The organism is Paenarthrobacter sp. TE3676 (assembly GCF_056279165.1).
Genome location: NZ_JBWBQU010000003.1, coordinates 172820 through 194475 on the forward strand (window position 1 = coordinate 172820; position 21656 = coordinate 194475).

Annotated in this window: 18 protein-coding genes; 12 read left to right on the top strand and 6 right to left on the bottom strand. The window is 61.8% G+C overall.

The genetic code is table 11. The annotated features are described in order from the left end of the window. Positions 1-54: 54 nt before the first annotated feature. The 5 genes from ACZ881_RS08370 to ACZ881_RS08390 all read left to right on the top strand — a co-directional run bounded on the left by ACZ881_RS08370 (position 55) and on the right by ACZ881_RS08390 (position 5828). Positions 55-1140 (top strand): glycosyltransferase family 4 protein, encoded by a 1086-nt coding sequence (locus tag ACZ881_RS08370; protein ID WP_237715785.1) that lies wholly within the window; start codon positions 55-57, stop codon positions 1138-1140. A gap of 30 nt (positions 1141-1170) precedes the next feature. Further along, on the top strand, positions 1171-1947 hold the full coding sequence (locus tag ACZ881_RS08375) for a PIG-L deacetylase family protein (protein ID WP_476114147.1): 777 nt from the start codon (positions 1171-1173) through the stop codon (positions 1945-1947). Positions 1948-2162: 215 nt separating this feature from the next. Beyond that, a complete protein-coding gene (locus tag ACZ881_RS08380) occupies positions 2163-3527 on the top strand; it encodes an ArnT family glycosyltransferase (RefSeq protein WP_476114149.1) in 1365 nt (454 codons plus the stop codon). A 35-nt stretch (positions 3528-3562) separates the two neighbouring features. Further along, positions 3563-4858 carry a hypothetical protein gene (locus tag ACZ881_RS08385; protein ID WP_476114151.1) on the top strand — a complete coding sequence of 432 codons (1296 nt, stop codon included), beginning with the start codon at positions 3563-3565 and terminating at the stop codon, positions 4856-4858. A gap of 337 nt (positions 4859-5195) precedes the next feature. Beyond that, positions 5196-5828 (top strand): hypothetical protein, encoded by a 633-nt coding sequence (locus ACZ881_RS08390; protein ID WP_476114153.1) that lies wholly within the window; start codon positions 5196-5198, stop codon positions 5826-5828. A 69-nt stretch (positions 5829-5897) separates the two neighbouring features. On the opposite strand, the gene ACZ881_RS08395 is transcribed toward ACZ881_RS08390, so the two are convergent. The 3 genes from ACZ881_RS08395 to ACZ881_RS08405 form a co-directional block, all read right to left on the bottom strand. Beyond that, complete coding sequence (locus tag ACZ881_RS08395) at positions 5898-6818, bottom strand: GGDEF domain-containing response regulator (protein ID WP_420178871.1); 921 nt, start codon at positions 6816-6818, stop codon at positions 5898-5900. Further along, positions 6815-10252 (bottom strand): hybrid sensor histidine kinase/response regulator, encoded by a 3438-nt coding sequence (locus tag ACZ881_RS08400; RefSeq protein ID WP_476114156.1) that lies wholly within the window; start codon positions 10250-10252, stop codon positions 6815-6817. Before ACZ881_RS08400 ends, ACZ881_RS08395 begins: the two co-directional genes overlap by 4 nt. A gap of 160 nt (positions 10253-10412) precedes the next feature. After that, entirely contained in the window at positions 10413-12080 is a 1668-nt protein-coding gene (locus ACZ881_RS08405) for an alkaline phosphatase D family protein (RefSeq protein ID WP_476114159.1), read from the bottom strand. A gap of 410 nt (positions 12081-12490) precedes the next feature. On the opposite strand from ACZ881_RS08405, the gene ACZ881_RS08410 reads away from it, so the two are divergent. Then, positions 12491-13510: a LysM peptidoglycan-binding domain-containing protein gene (locus ACZ881_RS08410; RefSeq protein ID WP_476114161.1), complete on the top strand. Its 1020-nt coding sequence runs from the start codon at positions 12491-12493 to the stop codon at positions 13508-13510. An 11-nt stretch (positions 13511-13521) separates the two neighbouring features. On the opposite strand, the gene ACZ881_RS08415 is transcribed toward ACZ881_RS08410, so the two are convergent. Then, entirely contained in the window at positions 13522-14118 is a 597-nt protein-coding gene (locus tag ACZ881_RS08415) for an arsenate reductase/protein-tyrosine-phosphatase family protein (protein ID WP_091470584.1), read from the bottom strand. A gap of 200 nt (positions 14119-14318) precedes the next feature. Between ACZ881_RS08415 and paaA the strand changes: the two genes are divergently transcribed. Genes paaA through ACZ881_RS08445 form a run of 6 tightly spaced genes read left to right on the top strand, consistent with a single transcriptional unit; the run spans position 14319 to position 19240 of the window. Then, entirely contained in the window at positions 14319-15314 is a 996-nt protein-coding gene (gene paaA / locus ACZ881_RS08420) for a 1,2-phenylacetyl-CoA epoxidase subunit PaaA (RefSeq protein WP_024817856.1), read from the top strand. Next, on the top strand, positions 15314-15742 hold the full coding sequence (paaB, locus tag ACZ881_RS08425) for a 1,2-phenylacetyl-CoA epoxidase subunit PaaB (protein ID WP_476114167.1): 429 nt from the start codon (positions 15314-15316) through the stop codon (positions 15740-15742). The genes paaA and paaB overlap by 1 nt, the downstream gene beginning before the upstream one ends. Then, positions 15739-16668, top strand: a complete 930-nt coding sequence (paaC, locus tag ACZ881_RS08430; protein ID WP_476114170.1) for a 1,2-phenylacetyl-CoA epoxidase subunit PaaC — start codon at positions 15739-15741, stop codon at positions 16666-16668. The genes paaB and paaC overlap by 4 nt, the downstream gene beginning before the upstream one ends. Positions 16669-16673: 5 nt before the next feature. Next, entirely contained in the window at positions 16674-17237 is a 564-nt protein-coding gene (paaD, locus tag ACZ881_RS08435) for a 1,2-phenylacetyl-CoA epoxidase subunit PaaD (protein ID WP_208295845.1), read from the top strand. An 8-nt stretch (positions 17238-17245) separates the two neighbouring features. Beyond that, entirely contained in the window at positions 17246-18451 is a 1206-nt protein-coding gene (gene paaE, locus ACZ881_RS08440; RefSeq protein WP_091470592.1) for a 1,2-phenylacetyl-CoA epoxidase subunit PaaE, read from the top strand. A gap of 9 nt (positions 18452-18460) precedes the next feature. Then, the gene (locus ACZ881_RS08445) at positions 18461-19240 is read left to right on the top strand and encodes an enoyl-CoA hydratase/isomerase family protein (RefSeq protein ID WP_476114174.1); all 780 of its coding nucleotides are present in this window, start codon (positions 18461-18463) and stop codon (positions 19238-19240) included. A gap of 92 nt (positions 19241-19332) precedes the next feature. On the opposite strand, the gene ACZ881_RS08450 is transcribed toward ACZ881_RS08445, so the two are convergent. Continuing rightward, positions 19333-20904 carry a hypothetical protein gene (locus ACZ881_RS08450; RefSeq protein ID WP_476114175.1) on the bottom strand — a complete coding sequence of 524 codons (1572 nt, stop codon included), beginning with the start codon at positions 20902-20904 and terminating at the stop codon, positions 19333-19335. Positions 20905-21206: 302 nt separating this feature from the next. Further along, the gene (locus tag ACZ881_RS08455; protein WP_476114177.1) at positions 21207-21656 is read right to left on the bottom strand and encodes a hypothetical protein; all 450 of its coding nucleotides are present in this window, start codon (positions 21654-21656) and stop codon (positions 21207-21209) included.

The window sequence follows — 21656 nt, forward strand, 5'->3', positions numbered from 1 at the left end:
GTTTTGCATTTGGGCTTTGAAGATCCACGCATGCCCGGGGCAGGCGGAGGGTCCGTGCGAACCCACGAAATCAATCGCCGCCTGACGGCAAAAGGCTTCCACGTCACAGTGCTGACCACCCGCTATCCGGGCTGGCAGGAACGCGTGGAGGACGGTGTGCACTATGTGCCCATCGGCTTCGGCGCCGGTGGGAACCGATTGACCAGGCTGGTGGCCTATGTGGCCCGGCTACCGTTTGAGGTATGCAAGCGCCGGTCAGCTACCGAGCTAGTGGTGGAGGATTTCTTCGCCCCGTTTTCCACCATGGCCGCACCGCTCTGGACCAAGCGCCCCACCATTGGTGTTGTCCAGTGGCTGCACGCCAAAGACAAGGCGCGGCAGTACAAGCTACCCCTGCACTGGATAGAGCGGCTGGGCGTGCGGAAGCACCGCAGGCTCATTTCGGTCTCACAGGGCATCGGAGATCGGTTACAGGACCTGAACCCGGAGCTGCATGTGGACGTCATCGGCAACGGCGTAGATCCTGGAGTCTGGAACAACCAACCCCGGCTGGGGAAGGATGTCCTCTTCATCGGACGACTGGAGTACGGGCACAAGGGCTTGGATCTCCTTCTGGAAGCCTGGGCTCACGCCTGCGAAAGGGTAGAAGGCGACCTGCTGATCGCCGGTACGGGCCCGGACGAAGAACGGTTGCGCATGTCCGTTCGGGACAAGGGTCTCTCCAAGCGCGTACAGATGCTCGGGTGGCTGTCCGGGGATAGGAAGTTCCAGGCTCTCAGCAATGCCCGGCTGCTGGTAGTGCCTTCGCGGCACGAGACGTTCGGGCTAGTGGCCATCGACGCGCTCGCGGCCGGCACTCCGGTTATCGCCTTCGACATTCCTTGCCTGAGAGAGATCATTCCTCCGGGCACGGGCTGGATAGTCGAGGCCTTCGATGTTCTTGCCCTGGCTGATGAAATTGCCACCCGATACTCCCAAACGGGGCTGGAGGACGTGGCTGAGCAAGGGCGGAAGTTTGCCGCCGGTTACAACTGGGATGCGCTCGCCGACCAGCAGGCGCAGGCCTACCGCACGGCTCTCACTGAACTGAAAAATCCTCAAACCCGGCGGCCCCAAGCCGTCGACGCTGAAAGGGCTTGAATGCCGCTCCAATCACGAATTGAACGTTCCATGGGGGGCGACGCCCCCTGGTTGTTCCTGTCACCCCATCTTGATGATGCAGTCCTGTCATGCGGCGCGCTTATTGAAGCCCAGGCCCAAGGGCGGCAGATCATCGTGGCCACGCTGTTCACTGAGGCAATGCCATCACCCCACACACGGGCGGCTCGGTCCTTCATGCGCCAATGCACCGTTCCGGATGCTGGGGACCTGTTCCGGGCCAGGCAGTCGGAGGACCGCGCCGTGCTGCAGGACATGGGAGTTGAGTCCATCCACCTCGGTGAAGTGGACGCGCTGTTTCGACGACGCAAGCCACCGATGCTGGGGAGCGGCGCGTGGGAGAGGCTGCTCCCGGAGCTCACCCACCGCTACCCCACGTACCGGTTCGACATCGCGTTGGGAAGGATCGCCAAGGGTGATCGAGCCCTCATCCGCCAGCTTCGCTCCGGCGTCGCCGGACTCATGGCACAAACCAAAGCCGAGCTGTTGTTTTGCCCGGCAGGGGTGGGGAAGCATGTGGACCACCTCATTACCCGCGAGCTGGGCCAGGGACACCCGGCCAACGTCGTGATGTACTCAGACTTCCCCTATGATCTGGCTGTCGGCCCGGACGAAACGCATATGTCTAAGTTGGGCTTTGTGCCATGGACCTGGGATACCGGACTCGACGCAAAACCCGGGCGAATCAGGCAGTATTCCACGCAGGTAGATGCCCTATTCCCCAGCGGAGTAATCCCACTGAAACCGGAATCGTACTTTGTACCCGGACTTATTAACGGCAGTGCCTGATGACTTCTATTGCACTCAAGGTATCTCGGCCGAGGAATCGAGCGCGGAGGTCTGCCCGTGCCTCGCAGAGGGCATTGCGGGGACACTTGTGGGTTGCAGTCCTTGTAGGTTTGTTGGCCACGGTCTTCCGGGTGTTCGGTGTTCAACGGGCCAATGACGTCTTCATTGACGAAGTAACCTATGCAGATATTGCAAGGCAAATAGCGGATGGGCACATGCCATCAATCTTTGGCACCCCGTTTTTCCTGCACCCCCCAGGCTCATACGCCCTTAATGCTGTGGTCATCCGCGTGTTGGGCCTGGAAGGCCACTCCACGGATTTGGTGTTGCAGTTGCGCTGGGTCAATAGTGTCCTCGGAGCAGTTGCGGTGGTTGTCTGTTTCCTGTTGGTTCGCCGTCTGGTGAGTGTTGGACCTGCTGTTGTGGCTGGCGTCATCCTGGCCAGCGACCCGTTTGTCCTTCGCATGGATGGGCGGTTGATGATGGAGACTCCAGCTGGCCTGACGGTCCTATCGGGATGGTTATTGGTCCTGTTGCTGCTCGACCGTAAGTCGGGGCGAACCCGTCTGTGGCTTGAAATCAGCGCCGGATTGGTCTTCGGACTGGCCATTGCAATGAAAGACATGACTGCCGTGTTCACCGTTGTTCCGTTACTTGCCGCGGTGGTCTGGCGCAGAACGGTGCCCCTCCAAACAGCCTTGCGAATCCTCGCATGCTCCACAGTTCCCTACCTGATTTATCTGGGTTTGATCGCTGCCAGCGGGCTGTTTCCGCAGTTCATTGAACAAAAATCCGTGGGTGTCCTTCGAATGATGGGCGTCGTTCAGATGACAGGCTTCAATTCAGTCCACAGCGTGAGCCTTACAGACCGGCTCATTGACCTGGCCGGACGCTTCGGCACCAGCTATCTGCTACTGGGCCTTTCCATCGTGGCGGGGGCAGTGACTGCTATGTCTCCGCTGGTGGGACGGCGGGCTATTGGTTTGTTCTCGCTTTTTACCGGCTTGGTGGGTATCTACTCCGTCTTCTTCGGGGCGGCAGAGGAACAGTTTGGCTACTGTGTGGTGCTGGCTGCCCTGGTCTCGGTGCCCGTAACCGCTGTGATGGTGGTGAAATGGCGGCCCAGCCTCCGGGGGGTCGTCATGGTTGCCACAGCAATCATGACCATGCTCAGTCTTTTTCTGGGTGTTCAGGCAAGGTCAGTAGTCGATGACGGACTTGTCCGTGCCCGGGACTGGATGAACGCCGAGCTGCCCCCGTCCTCCAAAGTGGGTTTGACATCAGTAACCGGTGAGTTCGCGCTCATGCCGCATGAGGGGTGGGAGGTCCTGCCATCCTTGCAGTCCCTGCATGACCGCGATGCGCAGTATGTCCTAACACAGGGGAGGCAACTGAGCGAGGGCTACGGTTTCGCTTCGCCTGAGTTCCTGGTTTGGCTGCAGGAGAACGCCCAACCGGTTTTCACTTTCACTGGACCAACCTCCGGTGACACAGTTGTTTGGCAGCTGGACCGAACAAAGCTCGAGGCCGCTATCGCCGGAGGGATGATACTGCCTCCGGTCACGGGCGGCTACCGGTGAGACGCCCTGTCACTTCTATCTTGCTGCCTATAGTCATGGCAACTGTGATCGTTGGTTGCAGTGTGGAGACCCAGCCAACGCCGGAGCCCTTGTCCTTCGGGGTCCTGGGCGCCATGTGCACTCCTGAACGCCTCGCAGCACTTCACGACGCAGGCGTGTCCGTAGTCGAATTACCGTTGGCTTGGGATCGGTATCAGCCGGGAGCCGGACGGGTGGACCGTCACTACGTGGCGGAGGTTCGGGAACGCCTGAACCGTTGCCGTGAGGCCGGCCTGGCTGTGGTTCTGTCCCCTGGCCTGCATTACCCGCCTGATTGGGTAAGGCGTCTGCCCGGAGGTGTGCTGAAGGGAAGCGCAGGGGGTGTGCCAAAGGACGAGGGGGCCGAGCTCGTATTCAGTGCCAATGTGCGGGATGCGGCGCAAAAGTACTTGGCCCTGGTCACATCGGACCTGGGGTTTGTGGGCATAGCAGCAATACGAGTCGGCACGAATGCCAGCGGGGAGCTGGGGTACCCAGGGCCCGGTGACGGTGGAAATGAACGCGAGTACTGGGCATTTGGTGACGCCCCCCAGTACGGCATCGGTTTGGCTGAGGGCGTTGCGCCTTCCCCCATGCCGGGGTGGATTCCGGGCACCCGTTCATGGCATGGGCGGTCCGTAACTGACGAGCAGGTCCAACGGTGGTGGGACTGGTATTCCGGATCCACGGTGGACGCAGCCGTATGGCAGATAAGCGAGCTACGGAAACTTGGGTATCAAGGGCGAGTGCATGTTCCGGTAGCGGGCCGCGGAGTCTTGCCGAATGACAAAGCAAAAGCCATAGAAGGAGGCTTGGACGGGCGGGCCAATCCGGATGGCGCCCAGGAACGCGGCTTGGACTATTCTGTTCAGTTCGCTGTGCTCGCAACGTTGCCGGGCGTGGACGTGGACTTCACCGGCTTGGATGACGTGTCGGCCGTGAGAGCGGCCGCTGCCGTGCCGCGCCAAGACCACTGCCTTCCCACTGACACCGAGAACGTGCTGACGGACGACGTATCACAATGGTCCTCCCACAGGTACACGAGCGCCTTGGCTCGGCGAGCAGGGCTGGGACTGGTCGGTGAAAACCCCGGTCCTCCCGAGTCACCTTTCACTGGCGGCTCACCGCAGTCACACAGCCTTGCCGAACAATTGCGCACTGCTCCGGGGTACGCCTTGGAATGTGGGATGACAATGTTCCTGTTCGGCTTCGAAGAGAACCTCTTTGAGGAGTACGCCAACGTCCTAAACAAAGTCAGCACTGAGGACTACAAAGAAGTCATCCAGCAGCTGCACACGCCACTTTCAGCTTGACACCGACGAACTCAGAAAGAGCTACATCGACGATACTGCAAGTATCCAAGGCAGGATAAACGCGGCCGGAAATGCTGGCGGCGGAGTGGTAAAAATCCCTGGGGGTACGTTCATTCTTAATGGCAAGCTGCGCATGTTGAGCAATGTAAAGCTTGAAGGTGTTGGCCCTGAAACGATCCTGAAAGCTGGTCCTTCCTTCACGAGTAACACTGGCCCCGCTGGCGGATATCCTATCGTTACGACAGCCGGCGCCGACAATACGACGCTCTCCAACTTCACGGCAGATCAATCAGGTGACACACTGAACGGCAATGTGCCGGGCCGCTTGAATGAGTACGTGATTGACGTACGCAATTCGATGAATTCGCTAGTCCAGGGTGTTCATACTAGGAACCCGTTTACGTACTCAATCGCGTTTGTCGGCGGTGTGAAGTGGTGTGTTAAGGACAGCAGCACAGAGTCGGTAACCAACGGAAAGTACGTGGAACTGGATGGCATCCATGCGATGAACACGAGCAACGGAGACATTGTTGGAAATGTTGTGGACCAGCGCAAAGGTACTGACGGCGACGACGGTATCGCCGTTCACACATACGGCGATGAGGACGTTCACGACATCAGGATTGCCAATAACAATGTGCGCGGAGGCCGTCACGGCGCCGGGATCGACCTTGCGGGAGGATCCGGGGTTGTCTACAACATCGACCTTACCGGTAACACCGTCTGGGGTTCGCCGCGGGGGTTGCACGACGCCTACTACGACGGCACGAAGCAAATCCATCACATCCAGATCGTGGGGAACACCTTCAAAGACAACGACATCAAGACCACGGGCGGGGCAGTCGACTTCGAGCGTCCGGTGACGTATGTGACCATGACAGACAATACGGCATGCAACTCAGGCGATTACCGCCTTCCGGCGGGCATCGGGAATGTAAATGCCCGCAACATTCAGAGCTCAACGTGCTGATACAAGTTTGGCTCTCGGGTGGTGAGCCGGGAAGCTGCTGAAATCACCTTGACCCGTGATGTGGCAAGCTCACTCTGAGCGGAGGGCATCGGCCAGGGTCACCCGGTTCCGGCCGGAGGCTTTCGCTGCGTACAGGGCAAGGTCGGCTTCACGCAGGAGTTGCTCGGTTCCTGCACGGCGCCCCTCGGTGTACGCCGAGATGCCCGCACTGATGGTCAGGACGCCGTCGGGATCGCCGGAGTGCTCGATGCGCAGGGACTGCACTGCAGAGCGGACACGCTCCATGACCATACGAGCGCCGGGAGCCTCCTGATCCCGCAGGACCAGCAGGAATTCCTCACCGCCGAACCTGTAGACGGCGTCGGATTTCCTGACTTCGCTAGCCAGCGTCGAGGCGATGGCAACCAATGCGGCGTCGCCCGCCTGATGGCCATAGATGTCGTTGTAGCTTTTGAAGTTGTCCACGTCCACCATGGCCAGGCAGTAGTTGTGCCCGGTCACGCCCCCGCTATGCAGGGCACCCAGGTCTTCGGCCAGTTTCAGGCGGTTGTGGAGTTTTGTAAGGGGGTCGGTACGAGCCTGCTCACTCAGCGCGGAACGGTACCGGGCCAGGTCTGCATGCAAAGAGGTAATGCGTTGGGCAGCCAGGAGCCTGATGTGCAGGCTGAACGGATCCAGGGGCTTGGTGACATAGTCGTCTGCTCCGGCTTCCATTCCGGCCAGTACGTCTTTCCGGGAACCGTGCGAGGTCACCAGGATCACGTAGGTATACCGGTCCTCTTCGGCTGCCCGGATGGCGCGGCAAAGATCCAGCCCGTTGAGGCCGGGCATCATCAGGTCGGTCACGACAGCTTCCGGGCTGTGCTCTTTATAGAGTTGCCACGCCGAGTCGCCGTCGACGGCCACGATGCACTCGTGGCCCGACTGCTCGACGGCGGCCTTGGTGATCATCCGGGAGATCTGGTCGTCGTCAGCAATGAGGATTTTCACGGTGCTCCAGGTGAGTGTGCTTCAGTAAGTGTGCGCTCGAGTGCCTCGTCCACGTGGGCAAGTTCAGTGTGCAATTTATCCAGCAGCAGCGCTCCGGTGGATCCCAGTTCCGGTCCAGCATCGCGTCCGAGCCGTTCCAGTTCCTTGCAAAGGCCGGCAGCGCCGCCCGCTCCAATATTGGCGGCCGCGCCCGCGAGTTTGTGCGCTGCCGCTTCCAATTCCGCGGCTTGTCCGTTTTCCAGTGCAGCACGCAATGTATCCAAGGCTCCCTGGGAGTCCTGCCGAAAAGCCCTGACGGCTTCGGGCAACAGGCCCAAACCGTCGGCGGGTCCAAGTTCGCGCAGGATCTGCAGCCGCTCGAGTTCAAGAACAACGGAGTTCGACGCCGGTGCTGCCGCCTGCTGTTGCGGGACGTCCGCCGCAGCCGCGGCATCCACCCCGACGTCCGCCGTCGATGTTTGCGGTACCCAGCGCGAGAGGACCTCAGCGAGTGTGGCGAGATCCACGGGCTTGCTGATGTAGTCGTCCATGCCCGCAGCGAAGCAGCGCTCGCGGTCCTCATCCAACGCACCGGCCGTCATGGCGATGATGGGAATCCGGGCGGAGTGGCCGTTGCGGGCTCGGATGGCCCGGGTTGCATCGAAGCCGTCCATGACGGGCATGTGGCAGTCCATGAGCACTGCTGCGTATGTGCCGGTCAGCGCGGCGGAAACGGCCTGTTCGCCGTCGTCCACTATGTGCACTTCATAGCCGAGGCGGTTTGCCATGCCGCGTGCCACCAACTGGTTGACTTCGTTGTCCTCGGCCACCAGGAGCTTGCCGAGCCGCGGCACAGGATCCGCCGATTCAACCGGGTGGGCCATTGGCGGCGGGGTAGGCATGCCAGCTGTCTTTGTGGCCAGCACACGCAATAGACGGTTGTAGAGTTCGGAGCTGCGGACGGGTTTGGTGAGGTACTCGCGAATTCCCGCCGAGGTGAGGTCGCTCCTTTCCACCTGCATGGTGGAGGTCAGCAGGATGATCCCCGGGCTGCCGGAGCCGTTGCTCTCGTCCCTGATGTTGCGGGCAAGCTGGAGGCCGTCGATATCGGGCATGCACATGTCCACCACCGCGATGTCGTAGGGGTGGCTGGACAGGGCCGCGGACCGGTACTCGTCCAGTGCGGACGCGGCGTCGGCAACCGAAAGGGGAAACATTCCCCAGCTGGCCAGTTGTGTTTCGAGCACCAGGCGGTTGGTTGCGTTGTCGTCCACCACCAATACCCGGCGTCCGGACAGGCTGGCTGGCAAAGATTCCGTGTCCGAGGCTGCCGGGCCAACGGGGAGATCAAGGTCAAACCAGAACCTGCTGCCAACTCCAACCTCGCTGTCCAGGCCGATCCTGCCACCCATGACTTCCGTGAGGCGCCGGGAGATGGCCAAGCCCAGTCCCGTCCCTCCATAGCGGCGTGTGGTGGAGGCGTCCGCTTGGGCGAAGGATTCGAAAAGTCTCTGGTGATTTTCGGCGGTGATGCCAATGCCGGTGTCCCTCACCTCGAAGCGCAACGACGCCTTGCCGGCGTGCTGGGCAAGAACGGAGACCTGGACTTCCACCTCACCGGAGGGAGTGAACTTGACCGCGTTGGAAGAGAGGTTCAGCAGGATTTGGCGGATGCGGCCAGCGTCGCCCATCAGGCGAGCGGGAACGTCCGGGTGGCAGTAGGAGATGAGCTCCAGGTTCTTCCCCTGCGCAGCTTCCACAACCAGCCCCGCTACTTCTTCCACCAGAGCCCGGGGGTCGAAGACGTTGATGTCCAGGTCTACTTTCCCGGCTTCGAGTTTAGAGAAGTCGAGGATGTCGTTGATGAGGGTCAGCAGTACTTCGCCGGCGCCCTTCACTCCCTGGGCGTACTGCCGCTGGCCCTCGCTCAGGGGCGTGTCCATCATGAGCGAGGTCAGGCCGATCACCGCGTTGAGGGGAGTCCGGATCTCGTGGCTCATGGTGGCCAGGAACTCGGATTTGAGACGGCTGGCCTCCAAAGCTGCTTCGCGGGCGGCGAGGAGTTCCTTCTCGGCGGCTTTGCGTTCGGTGATGTCGCGGGAGATGGTGGCGACGCCACGAATGCCGGAGTCACCCCGAACCGGCGAGAGTGTCACGGACACCGGGATAACCTCTCCGTCACCGCGTAGGCGCTGGCTTTCGTAGTTCTGCACGCCGCCGCTTTGGGCAGTAACTTCCAACGCCTGGCGTTCGTTCTCCACCAAGTCCTGTGGAACAAAGAAGTCGCCTTTCCGGCCAACGGCTTCCGACGCCGGGTAGCCGAAAATACGCTCGGCGCCCGGGTTCCAGCTGGTGATGACGCCATCCGGGGTTTCGCCGATGATGGCGTCGCCGGAGGAGTTCACGATTGCTCCGAGACCCTCAAGTTCGGCCGTCCGTGCGGCCACCTTTGACTCGAGATCGCGGGTCAGGCTCACATTCTCGACGACGATCAGCACCTGCCGCACGATGACGAACCCCAAAACCACCAAGCCGGTGACCAGCAGGATGGGGTCATTGACGTTGATGGCGCGACTTCGGTTGAAGAAGACAGCCATGAACACCGGGACGTACGGCAAAAGTTCCAGGATGGCGGCGTAGCTGCGGCCGTCCTTCCGGGTGCTGCTTGTCTCCGGCGCCAAAGGACTGAGTGCAACCAGGAGGAAGGCAAGAACCCAGCCCAGCGCCAAGGGAGATCCGGTGATGCCGGTGACACCCTCGCTGGTCAGCCTCACATACGTGAGGTCGGTCAGCGCCAGAACCAGGAAGCCGAGTCCCAGGCACAGCCATGGAAGTCTTCGGCCACGGGCGGCCCTCATGGTCAAGACGATCACCAGAGAGACCATTACTACGTCCACAAACGGGTAGGCCAAGGTGGTCAGGAAAGCCAGAGTATCAGTGTTGCCGGCTTCGATCAGTGGTCCAAGAACGGTGCCCCAGGCGATGAACAAGACGGCGCTCGCCACAGTCCCGACATCCAGCACCGCCCGCCACAGTGACATCCGGGGCCCGTCACCCTTGGGGAGTAGGACAAGCCCGACGGCGACGGGCAACGCATAGCCAACGAACCCGATATCCGAGGCGGAGGGGAAGGGATAGGCGTGGTCCAGTGCCACTCCGTTGAACGCCCAGAATGCTTGGGCGCAGGACCAGAGCGCCAGACCCGCCACTACGAACCAGCGTGCTGCCTTGTGGTCCCGGCGCCTTCGGGCAGCGAGGGTGTGGGTGGTCAGCGCGGTGAGTGCGGCGAGGAGGATGGCTAAGTCACCGGCGAGTTGCGCCGTCGTCGTTCCTACTCCGCTTGCCAGCCCGAAAGCCAGCAGCACCAAACAAACGGCGGCGGGCACCAGAAAGAGTGGCCAAACCTGCTGCAACGACGAGCGCACTGGAAGAACCCCGTGCTTCACTCCTGCCACTGAACCCCTGCCTTCGAACGTGGCCCCACCCAAAAGCGAACAACGCGTCTTGCCTGCGTTGAGGAGAGCATACGCCGAAACCCAAGTAAGTAGCAGTAGATGCCGTTTTGAGGGCTCAAAACGGCATTAACTGCGACTCAGTTGGGTGAGGCTGCGTGGGTTAAGGCTGCGGGGTGAGGGCTTTCGAGTAGATCACCGCTCCCAAAGCATTGCGCAGGCTCACCGTGAACACACCGTCCGCAGCGAGGTCCACGTGGCCAAAGTACTGGTTCTCGCCGTCACGCGGTGACTCTCCCGGGAAGCGCCCGGCCTTGGCAAACAGAACTTCGGGCCCGAAAGTTTTGTCCATCTCGCTCGGACCGAAGGAGCCGGCGTTGATGGGCCCGGCCACGAACTCCCAGAAGGGGTCGAAGTCGGTGAACGACGCCCGCTCGGGGGAGTAGTGGTGGGCGGCGCAGTAGTGCACGTCAGCGGTCAGCCACACTGTGTTCTTGACCCCGTGCTTCTTGAAGGCGCTGAGCACTCCGGCAATTTCCAGCTCGCGTCCCAGGGGAGCGCCGGGGTCACGGTTGGCCAGGCTTTCCTGGTTCACGGCTCCGTCGGGAACGATGATGCCCAGGGGCAGGTCCGCGGCGATCACCTTCCATGTCGCTTTGGATTTGCGGACTTCCTTGATCAGCCAGTCCACCTGCTCTTGGCCCAGGATGTTGGTGGCGTAGGGTTCCTTGCCGTCGGTGTTGGGGGACTTGAAGGTCCTCATGTCCAGGCAGAAGATGTCCAACTGCGGGCCGCGGGAGATTTTCCGGTAGATGCGCGCGGGCTGGTACTGGCCGGCGTCGTACGTCCCGGGGCGCCAGAGTGCGGCGGCATCGGCGATCGGCATGTTCTCCTGCCATGCCTGCCGGCCTCGCGCTGCCAGGACATTGACGTTCCGTTCGGTGTAGCGGGGGTCGTCCAGGATTTCGCCGGGGTACCAGTTGTTGGTGGTTTCGTGGTCGTCCCACTGCGCAATCACGGGGACATCGGCGAACATGGCCCGCATATTGGCGTCCAGGGAGTTGTAGCGGTGCCGGCCCCGGTACTCCTTCAGGGTTTCGGCCACCTTGGATACTTCCTCGGTGACGATGTTCCGCCACACTCGCCCGTCCTTCTCAGTCACGCTTGCGGCGATGGGGCCGTCAGCGTAGATGGTGTCGCCGGAATGGATGAAGAAGTCGGGTTTCGTGGCGTGCATGGCTTTGTAGCCCCGCATGCCGCCGAGTTCCTCGTTGATGCCCCAGCCTTGGCCGGCGGTGTCGCCGGTCCACACGAAGGATTGCCCGTTCGACGACGAACTGCCGCCTCCGCGCGCGTCTTCAGTGCCGTCGTCGTGCTTTCCGTTGGTGGAACCCGGCGCTGTGCTGAAGGTGCCACGCACTGCCTCGCCTGGACCATTCTCGTCCTCGAAGGTCAGTTCCAACGCGAAACGTGTGCCTGCGGGAAGGCCCTTGGCATGGATTTTGGCGGTGAAGTCGCTGGCGTCCGTGGCCAAAGGTCCGCGGATGGTCCGGCTGAAACCGTAGCGTCCGCGAAGGATCTCACCGGCGCCGTCCACCGCCTGAAGCTGTGCCGAGAGTCGGCCCGGGCCGGAAGCGCGTGACCAGAGGACGGCGGAGTCCGTTGTTACGTCGCCGGTGGCAATCCCCGTGGGAAGCGTGAGCCGCTTGCGCACCAGGGGGATGGCGGAAGGGGTAGCGGACGCGGGTGCGGCTGTGCTGGTGGTAACGCCGGCGAGGGCGAGCGTGGCAAGGGAAGTCTTGACGAGTGAGCGGCGCGAGAGGTCAGTCATGGTTCCACAGTGCGTGGCCAGCGTGAACGGAGGGTGAGGGCGAGATGAAACCCAACTGTCTCGCATTTGTGGCTGCTACCAGGGCTGGGAGAGCCACAAATGCCAGTTAGTTAGGGCGGCCGGCGTGCCCGGGAGCAAGTAGTCCAATTCTGGAAACTGCGTAATGCCCAAGTAACCATTCAAGCCTTCAGAAGGAAAGTCGAGTAGTTCCTACTCGTGCGGCGGACATGGACCTATTCCTACCATTGAAATTCCTAGGGTTATAGCAATTCCGTTCCTCCGGCTCAGCGGTGGACCGCACCCCCAACAATTGTGGGCGGTGCCCCTCCCAATACGTAGCTGCGCTTTCCTACCCAGGTCCACAGGGGCCTGTCTTGCGCGGTCCAGAGCCATGGAGTCCGGGGTTTCCCATGAACATAAATGACTTAGATCTTCAATCTTCCCTGTCAACCAAGAGCAATGGCGATGTTCGGCGGCCGCACTCCAGTAAATCCAAACTGTTGATTGCCGGCGCAGTGCTCGCGATATTAGCGTTGATCCCATTATTTTTTGGCGTCGTCAACTGGGCGACGCAACCGGCGGGTGACACCGACCAAAATGTTTCACAGGAACAAGCGCCTTTTTCAAAAGGCGACAGTGCAAAAGCACCCGCAGCTTTGCCGGTCCAGGATGCCGAAGCGGAGGTAGCGCCGGAAGTACAAGCGGCTCCGGCAGCCGAAGCGCCAGCAGCTCCCGCTGCCGAAGCACCCGCTCCCGCTCCTGAGCCAGCCGCACCAGCTCCCGCTCCTGTCGAGGTGGCCCCCGCTGCGCCAGCTGGTGACCCCAACCTCTACACGGTGGCTTCCGGGGACACAGTAGGTGCCATTGCCTCCCGTTTCGGGGTGGATGTCACTGCGATGTTGGCTGCCAACGGGCTCAGCGCCTATTCGGTGATTGTCCCGGGACAGGTTTTGAAGCTCACTGGACCGCCCATCGCGGTAGTCGCTCCCGCACCGGCTCCAGCCGCTCCCGCCGCGCAGGCTGCCCCCGCGCCAGCACCGGCCGCTCCCGCAGCTGCTGCTCCAGCGCCCGCAGCAGCTCCGGCCCCCGCGCCGGCTCCCGCTGTCCGGACCATCTACGTAGCTGGTGCCGGTGGCCAGTCGATGGTGGACGCCTGTATCGGGCCCATCCACTACACGCCCACCAACGCCTACGCGACGTTCATCACGGAGCACGATTTCTGTGGAGGTTGGGGACGGTTCTCGGGAATCGGTGTCGGGGAAACGGTGTCGATCCCAGGTTATGGAACGTTCACGGCCACGGGCCGGGGCCAGGTACCCAACCCGGGAAGCACCAACGACGTCGCAGCAGTGTTCGGCGGATTCCCTGCAGTTGTCCTGCAGACCTGCATCCCCGGCACCAGCCAGATGCTGGTGATCGCCCTCAACTAAGCAATAAACAACTAGGCCGGCGCCGTCAGGCGCGCGAAACGGAGGATGCCTAGGATGGCCGGGGCCAGCTCATCCTCCATCTGGTGGTAGACCTCTTCCGCTCGTCGGTAGGGGTCTACCACATCGTTGTCTGCAGGATCGGACGGTAGCGCGAGGTGGCGGACTGAGGCCGCCCGGGTGGGAAGCGCCCGCCAGAACTCCGTGATGTCCCCGGCCGGGGCCGTATCGCCCCGGTTCTCCAGCACGGACAGCATCCGGGCAAATTCCCGCACGGTGAAGGTGCGCTTTAACAAGGACGCGTCCAACTGGAGGACTTCGCCGCGGTGCTTGGACGTCATGGCCAGCACAAGGTCGGTTTCCTTGAGGATCTTGGGGGTCAGCTGCCTGGCCGCGAAACCGTCAGGGTTTCCGCGGAAAGTGCTGATGATCCGGGCCGAGAGGGGCTGGATGGGCTCACCCACCATGGCGCGAGTGCCGGCGCTGCGGACTTCGAAGGACCCGGGACTGACCTGGTTGAGCCCGGTCTGCAGCAACCGTTCGGCCACGGGGGAGCGGCAGATGTTCCCGGTGCAGACGGTGAGAATCCTGAAGGGATGGGGCGATTCCACGTATGGCTCTTTTCTAGCGGTGACTGGGACAGCTGAGGTCCCACCCCAAGTTAACACGGCGGGCAGCGAGGACCTTGTCAACAACGCAGGGCCACGCAAACAGGTCCAAACGCCGACCGCACCAAAGACTCGAACGCTTGACTGAAATCACCCGCTCCGCATATTCTGAACGAACGGTCGGTAATTTATTAGGAGCAACCATGGCATCGCAGAATCTGCAGTCAGTGCCCGCTGAGCTGTCCCCGGAAGAGCAGGAGCGGGAGGCAGCCGGACAGGCGTATTTTGATCGCATCATTTCGGAGGACTCGCGCATCGAACCGCGCGACTGGATGCCGGCGGCTTACCGCAAGACTTTGCTGCGCCAGATCTCGCAGCACGCGCACTCGGAAATTATCGGCATGCAGCCGGAAGCCAACTGGATCACCAGGGCGCCGAGCCTGAAGCGCAAGTCCATCCTGATGGCCAAGGTCCAGGACGAGGCCGGCCACGGCTTGTACCTTTACTCGGCCGCTGAGACCCTGGGCCAGTCCCGGGACCAGATGATGGAAGACCTGATTGCCGGCAAGGCCCGGTACTCGTCCATCTTCAATTACCCCACGATTTCCTGGGCTGACATGGGGGCCATCGGATGGCTTGTTGATGGTGCAGCCATCTGTAACCAGGTCCCCCTGTGCCGTGCCTCGTACGGTCCTTACGGTCGCGCAATGGTGCGCATCTGCAAGGAAGAATCATTCCACCAGCGCCAGGGTTTCGAGATCCTGCTGGAGCTGTCCAACGGCACGCCTGCGCAGAAGCAGATGGCCCAGGACGCAGTGAACCGCTGGTACGCGCCGTCGCTGATGATGTTCGGCCCGCCGGACGACGACTCACCCAACTCCAAGCAGTCCATGGCATGGAACATCAAGCGGTTCAGCAATGACGAGCTGCGAAGCCGGTTCGTCGGCATGATGGTGGAGCAGGTCCGTGTCCTCGGCCTGACCCTGCCTGACAAGGACATCCGTTTCAACGAAGAAACCAAAAAGTGGGAGCACGGACCCCTGGACTGGAATGAGTTCAAGGAAGTCCTGGCCGGCCGCGGTCCCTGCAACTCGCAGCGCGTCGAGCGCCGCCGTGAGGCACACGAAAACGGTGCCTGGGTTCGCGAAGCCGCAGTGGCCTACGCCCGCAAGCAAGCACAGAAAGAGAACGCAGCATAATGGCTCCTCACGGTAACCCGGAAGCACCGGCCAGCGCCGCCAGCGAAATCAACCGCGAGGCCCCCAAGGTTGCGGCAACCAACGCTGAAAGCACGACGACGGCACCCGCCTCAGGCCCGGACGTCACCTCGCGTGGCGCCAAGGAAGAAACCCCCTGGTCCCTTTGGGAGGTCTTCGTCCGCTCGAGCCGCGGCCTGTCCCACGTACATGCCGGTTCCTTGCATGCGCCGGATGCGGCCATGGCCCTCCGGAACGCCCGCGATTTGTACACGCGCCGCAACGAAGGCGTCTCCATTTGGGTTGTCCCGGCCGAGGCGATTTCCTCCAGCGATCCCGACTCCAAGGGTTCCTTCTTCGAGTCCCCGCAGGGCAAGGATTACCGCCACGCAACGTACTACACCAAGAGCGAAGGCGTGAAGCACCTGTGAGCACTCAAGAAACTGCTAAAGACACTGACTTCGCCATTGAGGGCCACGGCGACATCTCAGTGGGCGTCCATGGAGCCGGCGCGTCCGGCGACGGCTCGGCCAGTGCCACCCGCATCACGCCGGGCAACGCGCTGCGCCCCGAAGACATCGCGCTCGAAATCAGCCGCGGGCAGGTCAAGCCCACTGAGGACGTTGCAGAGTTCGCCCTGCGCATCGGCGACGACGGCCTGATCCTCGCCCAGCGCCTGGGCCATTGGATTTCCCGTGCTCCCGAGCTCGAGGAAGATATCGCCCTGGGCAATATCGCCCTGGACCAGTTGGGCCACGCCCGTTCTTTTCTGACTTATGCCGGTGCCGCTTGGGACAAGTCCGAGGATGACCTCGCCTACTTCCGCAGGGAGCACGAGTTCCGTTCTGCCCACTTGTTTGAGCAACCCAACGGCGACTTCGCGGTGACCATCGCCCGGCAGTTCATCGTGAGCTTCTACCAGTACGAGCTCTACACCAAGCTCATGGAGTCCACCGATGCCACCATCGCAGCCATCTCCGCGAAGGCCGTGAAGGAAGTCGATTACCACCGCGATCACAGTGCGCAGTGGGTGCTTCGCCTGGCTGGCGGCACCGATGAGTCCCGGGCACGCATCATCCAGGGCTTCACGCTCGTGTGGCCGTATGTGGACGAACTCTTCGAAGACGACCAACTGACCACCCGCTTGGCCGAGGCTGGCGTCATTGTTCAGCCTTCAAGCCTTCGCGCAGAATTCGATCGCCTCACCGGAGAAATCATGGCCGAAGCGGAGCTGGAAATTCCCGGCGTCCCGCAGGCACTGGGCGGCGGCCGCAACGGCAAGCATTCCGAATTCCTGGGTTACATCCTTGCTGAAATGCAGGTCCTGGCCCGCGAACACCCCGGCGCGAGCTGGTGAGCAGCATGACGACTCTGTCGCGGACGCAGGAAAAGACCGCTGAGCAGCGGGCCTGGGACATTGCGTCCACGGTCTGCGATCCGGAGATCCCGGTCCTCACCATTGAGGACCTGGGGATCCTCCGTGGCGTGCGGGTTGTCCCGGTGGCGACCAACACAACAAGCCAGCACGACGGCGGCGCCTCAAGTTCCGCCGTCGAGGTCACCATCACGCCCACCTACTCCGGGTGCCCGGCGATGGACGCCATTGGTGACGATCTGCGGAAGGCCTTCGAGAAGGAGGGCTACGCCAGCGTGCACATCAACCTGGTGCTGTCCCCGGCGTGGACCACTGACTGGATGACCGAATCCGGCAAGGCCAAGCTGGAGGAGTACGGGATCGCCCCGCCCAGTGGCATGGCTGCCGCAGGTGGCCATTCCGGTCCCGTCCGCCTGAGCCTGGCCGTGAAATGCCCGCAGTGTTCATCGCTGAACACCAAGGAACTCACCCGCTTTGGTTCCACATCCTGCAAGGCGCTGTTCGTCTGCCAGGACTGCAAGGAACCGTTCGACTACTTCAAAGTCCTCTAAGGAATTCCATGACCACCGAAACCCAGACGGCCAGCCGCCGTCGTGCGTCTTTCCACAACCTGACTGTCTCGGAGGTCCGGCGCCTAACGGACGACGCCATTGAGGTCACGTTCGGTGTTCCTGCCGAGCTTGCCGGGCAGTACGACTACCTGCCCGGCCAGTACGTGGCCCTTCGCACTACGTTGCCGGATGAGCAGGGCGAGCCGCACGAGGTCCGCCGGAGTTACTCGATTTGCGCAGAGCCGCGCAGCTTCGAGGATGGCAGCAGCGAGATCCGCGTGGCTATCAAGAAAGACCTGGGCGGCCTCTTCTCCACCTGGGCCAACGCCGAACTGAAGGCCGGTGATGTCCTGGATGTGATGAGCCCGCAGGGTGCATTCATTTCGCGGCACGGCAAGGACGGCGCGTCGGTTCAGCACAACGTCATGAACTCCATGAACCACCCGGAGGAGCTGGCGGGGGAGCCGGGCAACTTCGTGGCAATCGCAGCTGGTTCGGGCATTACCCCGGTCATCGCTATTGCGCGCACTCTGCTGGCGGCCAATCCGGAGACCACCTTTGACCTGGTGTACGCCAACAAAGCTGCCATGGACGTCATGTTCCTTGAAGAGCTGGCGGACCTAAAGGACAAGTACCCGTCCCGCCTGGCGCTGCACCACGTGCTGTCCCGCGAGCAGCGGATCGCGCCGTTGATGACGGGTCGCATCGATTCGGAGAAGCTGCAGGCGCTGCTCAGCAGTGCCATCCGTGCCGAGGATGTGGACGAGTGGTTCCTGTGCGGGCCGTTCGAGCTCGTCCAGCTCTGCCGTGACACCCTTGCTGCCCGCGGTGTTGAGCCCGAGCACGTTCGTTTCGAGTTGTTCACCACTGGCCGTCCGGACCGTCCCGAGGGCAACGCCGGCCGGCCGGTTGTGGAGGACGAGTCGCAGGACACGTACAAGATCACCTTTACCTTGGATGGTCTCACCGGCGACGTCGCCAGTCCCACCCATGCTCGCGAATCCATCCTCAACGCCGCTTTGCGTGTTCGCCCGGACGTTCCGTTCGCGTGCGCCGGTGGCGTCTGCGGCACCTGCCGCGCCAAGCTGATCACCGGTACGGTGACCATGGATGAGAACTACGCCCTTGAGCAGGACGAGCTGGACAAGGGCTACGTCCTCACCTGCCAGTCCCACCCCACCAGCGAAGAAGTTACCGTCGACTTCGACGTCTAAGGAGTCCCCATGATCGAGCTCTCCATTGCCAACGGCATTGCCGAAATCGTCCTTAACTACCCGGACAAGCTGAACTCGCTCAACGAGGACGCGCTTGCCGAACTGGACAAAGCGTACGACGACGCTGCTGCCGCCGCCTCACGCGGTGACGTGCGGGCGCTGCTGCTTCGCGGAGAAGGCCGGGCCTTCTGTGCCGGCCGCGACATCTCGGGGGTGACCCCGGATACCGACGACGCGCAGGCGTACCTTGGCGGACTCGTGGAGCCGCTGTTGAAGAAGATGGCAGCGTTTCCGGCGCCCACGTTTGCCGCCGCCCACGGGGCTTGCCTTGGGGTCGGGCTGGGGCTGTTGTTGGCCACGGACGTGGTGTACGTGGCGGACAACGCCAAATTCGGTTCACCTTTCGCCAAGCTCGGTGCCACGTTGGATTCGGGCGGCCACTGGTACTTCACGGAGCGCCTGGGCATGCACCGCACGCTGGACCTGATCTACACCGCCGACCTCATTTCCGGCGCGGAAGCCGTGGAGCAGGGGATGTTCAGTCGGGCAATGCCGGCCGATTCCCTTCTGCCGGTGACGCGGGAGATCGTGTCGCGGGTAGCCACGGGGGCGACAGGTGCGTTCAACGCGTCCAAGGAACTCGTGGCACACATCCGAGACCAGCGCCTGGGCCTGTGGGCATCCATGGCCGAGGAAAACACAGAGCAGGCACGGCTTTGCAAGAGCGACGACTACGCCGAGGGTTTCCGTGCCTTCCAGGAGAAGCGGGCGCCGATTTTCAAGGGCTAGGTTCCTTGCGCGCAACGGGTCCCGCCCTTGTTCGCACCCCTCACCGTTGTACGGCGAGTAGGTCGGACAGAGACAGGTTTCGTGAAGCTCGCCTAGACGAAATCCTTGAGGAGCTTGTACCCGGCCACTTTTCCTTCCAAGGAGATGACGGCCATGTCTTGGTCCAGAGTGCTCACGTCGGTGAGGGCACCATAGGTGAATGCGGGGGCCGGGGACCCGCTCTTGAGGCATGGAAATGCGACGAGTGAGCCGGCCCCGATGTCGCCGCCTGGTTGATCCTTGTTGGGCCCGTTTGGCGGCGCGGTGTAGGTGGTTGCTTTCGTGCAAACAAAAGCATCGTCGAAGCTTGCCCCACTGGGTTTGCCGGTCCGGGCGTCCAACAGGGCCGACGAATAGTAGGTGCCGGCAATCACAAAGTCACCGTGGCCCGCTGAAGGTATAAGGCCGGTGGTTTCCCAACTGTGAACTTCCACCGGTTTGCTTTCCCAAGCGGCTTCGCCGGTGATGGGATCGTAGCCCACCACCTTCGAGTGTCCGCCCACGTATTTCCCTGCGGGAAATTCAACGGAGCCGTCGACGTACTCGCACCGAACAGGAAAAGCGTCCCCGCCCTCCAGCTTGGAAGAAGCCGTGCCTACTGTCTCGGCACATTCGAGCTGTGAACCATCAGCAGTCCAGAGGACCCGCCCGCTGGATGCCCGGAAGCCTACCGTTTTGGTGGATTCCCGGAGGTTCAGTGAAAAGTTTTGTTCCGCAAATTCCCCGGGGGCAAAATTTGTTGGGTTGATACCAACGGAGCCAACGTAGAGATCCAGCTTTTCCGAGTAAGTGAAGTGCCAGCCCATGTCTGTGGTGGCGCCCTTCCCGAAAATGCTTCCCAGCTCCACTTCCCACAGGACCTCGCCGTAAGAGACATGGGCCAGGGTTTCAACTCCGCCCGAAAGCACCGAGTAGAGTTCTTTGCCCACCGGCCGGAAGTTCCCGGTCAGCGGGTTCACTTCAGGTCCGGAAAGATTGTCGCCGGATTCCAAGTCCACCCAGTGTTCTACTGTCCCGAACGTTTCATCGAACGCGATAAAGCACATGTCCTGCAACTCGTCGCAAGCAAAGGGACGTGTACTAACTAGTTCTGCCCTCCCGCGGTAGAGCTCATCCCCGGTGCCCAGGTCAAAGGCCACCGGGGTAGTCCACCACTCGTAGCCGCTGTTGTTGGGCGGGGGAGCCGTAGCCTGCAGGAAGATGGCGGCACTCTTCCCTGCAGCGGTTCTCGTGACAACAGGTTCAAGGGGAACAGAAGGCGCGTCTAGCCCCGGGTGAACAGGCTGGGTCCAGAGCTGTTTCCCATCGGCAACAGAGAACGCATGGGCATTGACACCTGTGGGAGTCGACGCGTAGACCAAGGCAACGCCATCAGCCACCACAGGTTGGCCGATGGCGTCGAGCGGCAGTTCCCATGCCGCCGTCGTAATTTCTGTACTTCTCTCCACTGGAGACGTGCTGGGAGGCGGCGTTGTTGCGGCGGGATTCCCCGGAAGGGGAATCATGGTGCACGCGGACAGCAGGCTGGCAGCACCTACGGCCACGATGCCGGATAACACTGGCTTCCAGCGTGCAATGAAACGCGCGGATCGGGACTGAATCATGGTTCCCCCGGGAACGTCCATGGTTCAGCACCTGCAGGGCGTAGTTCCAAACCAGAAAAGGCCAACAAGACGTGGCTCAGATAGAGAATACAAGGCGCGCGGCTTAAACTTAGCCACACGTATGAAACGCGCTTAGCGCGTCAGCGTGCTGAGAACGGAGTGCGCCATGCTCAAGATGATCATGTGCAAGCTAAACCTTCACCACCACTGGCACGTGGAATCCGCGGAGGATGGCAGCGGCCGGTACAGGCGATGCACCCGCTGCGGCAAATACGACCGGGACTGGGACGGTAGCGGCTTTATGCACTGAGAAAGGCTCGAATTCACCATCCGAAAGTGTCTGTTATGGCACGGTCGGTCTTGTAGTCGGCCTTATCCGGGTATGCCCACCGGATGATCTTGTACTCGCCTCCCCGCCGAATTGCTTCAATGGCAACAAACTCCTGGTTTCCTGCCCGGTTGAACTCCACTACTATTCCGAGCACTTTTTCTTCTCCGGGCACCAGCTGGTAGATCTTGGGATCCCAGATTATTGGCTGCGGAACGGCCTCCTGCTTTGCCGCCATGTCCGCTTCGCTTTTCTTGCACTCGTCCACGGTTTGTTCACTGGAACTGTCCAGGAGGTCGCAGAATTTGCCGTCGTGACCTGCCAATGAGTAGGCGAAGGTGATTCCGAGGTCACTTGCTTTGGCGTCATCGTGCCCTTGGGCGCATCCGCTCAAGGCCAGCGCGGCTGCTGCAGAGAGTGCCACTGCTGCCAGGTATTTCCTCAT